Source organism: Streptomyces sp. MS191, from assembly GCF_008042125.1.
GTDB lineage: Bacteria > Actinomycetota > Actinomycetes > Streptomycetales > Streptomycetaceae > Streptomyces.
Genome location: NZ_RDBI01000066.1, coordinates 346914 through 351983, shown reverse-complemented (window position 1 = coordinate 351983; position 5070 = coordinate 346914). Strand labels below are relative to the sequence as shown.

4 protein-coding genes are annotated in these 5070 nt (G+C 71.7%); 2 read left to right on the top strand and 2 right to left on the bottom strand.

Annotated elements, in window-relative coordinates; genetic code table 11:
• Together EAO71_RS30210 and EAO71_RS38295 are read left to right on the top strand one after the other, a co-directional pair.
• On the top strand, window positions 1–1060 hold a 1060-nt coding region (locus EAO71_RS30210), incomplete at its 5' end, for a M14 family zinc carboxypeptidase (RefSeq protein ID WP_261992417.1).
• A 181-nt stretch (window positions 1061–1241) separates the two neighbouring features.
• The gene (locus tag EAO71_RS38295) at window positions 1242–3074 is read left to right on the top strand and encodes a serine/threonine-protein kinase (protein WP_222723600.1); all 1833 of its coding nucleotides are present in this window, start codon (window positions 1242–1244) and stop codon (window positions 3072–3074) included.
• Window positions 3075–3176: 102 nt separating this feature from the next.
• Here EAO71_RS38295 and EAO71_RS30200 read toward each other — a convergent pair whose 3' ends face one another.
• Together EAO71_RS30200 and EAO71_RS39800 are read right to left on the bottom strand one after the other, a co-directional pair.
• A complete protein-coding gene (locus tag EAO71_RS30200) occupies window positions 3177–4622 on the bottom strand; it encodes a GntP family permease (RefSeq protein WP_147980967.1) in 1446 nt (481 codons plus the stop codon).
• A gap of 111 nt (window positions 4623–4733) precedes the next feature.
• The coding region (locus EAO71_RS39800; protein WP_315986620.1) for a RidA family protein at window positions 4734–5070 on the bottom strand (337 nt) is incomplete at its 5' end.

The following is a 5070-nucleotide window of genomic DNA, read 5'->3' as shown; positions in this document are numbered from 1 at the left end:
GACCCTCCAGACCTTCGCCAACGTCAAGGCGATCCTCGAGGAAGGCGGCGCGAGCTGGGACGACGTGATGATGATGCGCGTCTACCTCACCGACGTCGACCACTTCGCCGAGATGAACGCGGAGATCGACCAGCGCATCGCCCAGTACCCGGGCATCATGAGCAAACGCGTCATCGGCCGGACCTACCAGGGCCGGGACATCATCGCCGTCAAGGTCAGCGACAACGTCGGCACGGACGAGGCCGAGCCCGAGGTCCTCTTCACCCACCACCAGCACGCGCGCGAGCACCTCACCGTGGAGATGGCGCTCTACCTGCTGCGCGAGCTCGGGGCGGGCTACGGCTCCGACTCCCGGATCACCAACGCGGTCAACGGCCGCGAGATCTGGATCGTGCCGGACCTCAACCCGGACGGCGGCGAGTACGACATCGCGACCGGCTCCTACCGCAGCTGGCGCAAGAACCGGCAGCCCAACTCCGGATCCAGCTACGTCGGCACCGACCTGAACCGCAACTGGGACTACAAGTGGGGCTGCTGCGGAGGCTCCTCGAGCTCCAAGAGCTCCGAGACCTACCGGGGCACGGCACCCGAGTCCGCCCCCGAGGTGAAGGTCGTCGCCGACTTCGTCCGCTCCCGCGTCGTGGGCGGCAAGCAGCAGATCAAGGCCGGCATCGACTTCCACACGTACAGCGAACTGGTGCTCTGGCCGTTCGGCTGGACCAACGCGGACACCGCCCCGGGCATGACCCAGGACGACCGCAACGCCTTCGCCGCGGTGGGCCAGAAGATGGCCACGAGCAACGGCTACACCGCCGAGCAGTCCAGCGACCTGTACATCACGGACGGCTCGATCGACGACTACCTGTGGGGTGCGCAGAAGATCTTCGCGTACACCTTCGAGATGTACCCGACCTCGTCCTGGAACGGCGGTTTCTACCCGCCCGACGAGGTGATCGAGCGCGAGACGAGCCGTAACCGGGACGCCGTTCTCCAGCTCCTGGAGAACGCCGACTGCATGTACCGCTCGATCGGCAAGCAGAGCCAGTACTGCACCGCCTGACCCTCTCGCCCCGGCGCCGCGGACCGTACCGGTACGGTCCGCGGCGCGTCCATGCCCGCGGGCGGGTATCGATTCCGTGAAGTCCCTGTCCCGGTCGTGTCCGGGACGGGAGGGGCCATGGCCAGTGCGTGCGCGGCGTGCCACTGTGGGTGACGGACGGGTACCCACGGGGAGGTACGGGATGACGGGGGCACGCCTTCAGCCGCTGGGCGGGGACGATCCGCGGCGGCTCGGCCGCTACCGGCTGCTCGGCCGGCTCGGATCGGGCGGCATGGGCCGGGTGTACCTCGGCCGCACCAGCGGCGGACGGCTGGTCGCCGTGAAGACCCTGCTCGCCGAGGGCGTCGTCGCCGAGACCGACCGCCGGCGCTTCGCGCGCGAGGTGGCGCTCGCCCAGCGGGTCGACAGCGTCTACACCGCGCGGGTGCTGGACGCGGACGCCGGCGCCGACCGGCCGTGGATGGCGATCGAGTACATCGCGGCCCCCGCGCTGTCCGAACTGGTCCGCGCCAAGGGCGTGCTGCAGGCGTCCGCCGTCCGGTGGGTGGCGGCGGGGACGGCCGAGGCGCTGGTCGCCCTGCACGGGATGGGCATCGTCCACCGCGACGTGAAGCCGCACAACATCCTGCTGCCGCTGGACGGGCCACGCCTGATCGACTTCGGCATCTCGCACGCCAGCGACCTGACGCGGACCCAGCTCACCCTGGGCACGATCGCGTTCACCTCCCCCGAACAGGCCCGGGGCGAGGTGTCCACGGCCGCCGCCGACGTGTACTCGCTGGGTGCCACCCTCTTCCACCTGGCGGTGGGCCGACCCCCGTACCCGGAGGACGGCGACACCCTGCGGCTGCTCTCCCGGGTCCAGCGCGGTGACCTGGACCTGGGCGGCCTGCCCAAGGAGCTGACCCCGCTGATCCGGCCGTGCCTGGCCGCGGATCCCGGTCGGCGGCCCGCACCGGCCGACGTGCTGGCGCAGTTCACCGCGTCGACGGCCGGACTGCCGCACTCGCCGAGCGGCACCCGGTGGCTGCCGCCGCGCTGGACCGAGCTGATCGGCGCGTACGAGAGCCAGGGCCGCCTGTTCCGGGAGGCGGAGGTCCGGGACGCCGAGGCCCCGACCGCGGACCAGCGGACCGGTCCCGTGCCGCCGCCGCCCCCGACCCGCGTGATCCCGGAGAACCGGCCGCCCGAGCCGCCGCCGGAGCGGCCCCGGGCGCCGCAGCCGCCTCCCGCGAGACCCCGGGCCGCTTCACCGCAGCCCGCGCCCCGGCCGGCCCCGCAGCCCCGGCCCGCGCCGCCGCAGGCGCCGCCGCCCCGCACCCCGTCCACCGGCGGGGGCGGCGGTACGGCCGGCTGGATCGGGGCGGCCGTCCTCCTGGTCGTCGCCTTCCTGCTCTACCAGAACACCCTCGACGACGGCGGATCGGGCAGCGGCGGTACCAGCGGCTCCCGCACCGGTGCGAGCTCCTCCTACTCCCCTCCGACGACTCCCCCGACCCCCACACCCGACGCGCGGGACCAGGCCTTCCGCGCCGTCGACAGCGGCGACTGCCTCACCGCGTACGACGACGGCTACGACTCCTGGTCGACGACCACCCCGCAGACCGTCAGCTGCTCCGCCGCCAACGCCCACCTCCGGGTGACCTCGGCGAGCCGGGGCATCGACTTCGCCGACTGCCCCTCGGGCAACGGCCGCAGCTACTGGTACCACTCCGGCTCGCGCTACGACTTCGCCACGACGCTCTGCGTGGAGCGCCAGTACCGCAAGGGCGAGTGCTTCGTCGCCAAGCGCAGCGGACGGACCATCACGTCCTCGCGGACCATGAACCTCTGGAGCTGCGAGGCGGACCAGGTGCCCCGCGGCTACGACACGATCCTCCAGATCACCGGCTACTACCGGGCCGAGAAGTCCTATCCGGCCGGCTACTGCTCGCGCGGCAGCGGGGACCGGAACGTGTACTGGACGTACGAGGTCGACGGCGGGCGGAACGTGCTGTGCACGACGGCGGTCTGAGTCCGCCGGTACGAGTGCGGCCCGACGCCGCCCCGCCGCGTGCGCCGGCACGGCGGCGGCCGGGCCCGTCCACGGGGACGGGCCCGGCCGGACCGCGGGCCGTCAGACGGCGAGGCTGAGCGCCGCCGCGACGGCGAAGCCGGCCAGCGAGAGCACCGACTCCAGGACCGTCCAGGACTTCAGGGTGTCGCGCTCCGAGATGCCGAAGTACTTCGACACGATCCAGAAGCCGCCGTCGTTGACGTGCGAGGCGAAGATCGAGCCGGCCGAGATCGCCATGATGACCAGGGCGAGGAAGGCCTGCGAGTGGCCGGCGCCCTCGACCAGCGGGACGACGATGCCGGCCGTGGTGACGATGGCGACGGTCGCCGAGCCCTGGGCGACCCGCAGGACCAGGGAGATCAGGTAGGCGAGGACGATGACCGGCAGGCCGACGTCGCTGAAGGTGTCGGACAGCGCCTGGGCGACTCCGCTGGCCTTGAGGATCGCGCCGAACACGCCGCCGGCGCCGACGACGAGCAGGATGTTGCCGACCGGCTTCAGCGACGAGGTGGACACCTGCTCGAGGGACTTGCGGGTCCAGCCGCGCCGGACGCCGAGCAGGTAGTAGGCGAGGAGCAGCGCGAGGGTCAGCGCGACGAAGGGGCTGCCGAAGAACTCGACGACGGAGCGGGTCGTCGAGGGGTCGAGCGCGATGGACGAGAACGTCGCGGCCAGGATGAGGATCAGCGGGGTGCCGATGATGAGGAGCACGGTGGACAGGGCGACCGGTGTCTCGGGGGCGCCCTGCCGTTCGGACTCCACCTGTGCCCGGGCGTCCTCGGCGGCCTCCACCATGTCCTGCGGGACCTCGACGAAGAGGCGCTTGCCGATCCAGGCGGCGTAGCCCCAGGCGGCGAGGACGGCGGGGACGCCGACGGCGATGCCCATGAGGATGACCCAGCCGAGGGAGACGTGGAACAGGCCGGCGGCGGCGACCGGGCCGGGGTGGGGCGGCAGGAACGCGTGGGTCATGGAGAGGCCCGCGAGCAGGGGCATGCAGTAGAGCAGGATCGATTTTCCGGACCGCTTGGCGGCGGCGTAGACGATCGGCGCGAGGACGAAGATGCCGACGTCGAAGAAGACCGGGATGCCGAAGACGAGTCCGGTGAGGCCCATGGCGAGCGGGGCGCGCTTCTCTCCGAAGAGGGCGAGCAGACGGCTGCTCAGCACCTGTGCGCCGCCGGAGACTTCGAGGATCGCGCCGAGCATGGTGCCCAGCCCGATGATGATGGCGACGTGTCCGAGGATGCCGCCCATGCCGGTCTCGATGACGGAGGTCGCGGCCGACTTCTGGACGGTGCCGAAGAGTTCGGTGACGGACAGGCCGGCGGCGAGGCCGACGGTGATCGAGACGGCGAGCAGGGCGACGAAGGGCTGCAGCCGGACCTTGATGATCAGCAGGAGCAGCAGGGCGATGCCGAGCGCGGCGACGGTCAGGAGTCCGGCGGTGCCGGGTATGAGGAGCAGGAGGCCACCGGTGTGGGGTGGCGGAGCGGTCGGGGGCATGGCAGGCGGACCTCGCGAAGGGTAGGGGGGAGCGCGGCACGGCGCTCCGGGGGTGAGCGCCGTGCCGTGAAGCGGCGGTTGGGGTGGTGGCAGCGTGATCAGTCCGGCGGGTCAGTCGAGGACCGCGAGCGCGTCGATCTCGATGAGGAGGCCCTTGGGCAGGCCGACGTAGACGGTGGTGCGGGCCGAGGCGGGGGCCTTGAGTCCCTGCTCCTCGAAGTAGGCGTTGTAGATCTCGTTCATCTCGGCGAAGTGGTCGACGTCGGTGAGGTAGACGCGCATCATCATCACGTCGTCCCAGCTCGCGCCGCCTTCCTCGAGGATCGCCGGCGGGCACTCGAACCCGAAGGCGGCGGGATTGCCCGTGTTCAGCTTGAGGATGCGATGACCGGCGGCCTCCAGCCGCATCGCCTCTTCGAGCACCGGGCCCCGGATCTCGTAACAGACG

Excerpts from the sequence above, each read along its gene's own strand:
- EAO71_RS38295 (WP_222723600.1), top strand. The coding sequence starts at position 1,242 with ATGACGGGGGCACGCCTTCAGCCGCTGGGCGGGGACGATCCGCGGCGG.
- EAO71_RS30200 (WP_147980967.1), bottom strand. The coding sequence starts at position 4,622 with ATGCCCCCGACCGCTCCGCCACCCCACACCGGTGGCCTCCTGCTCCTC.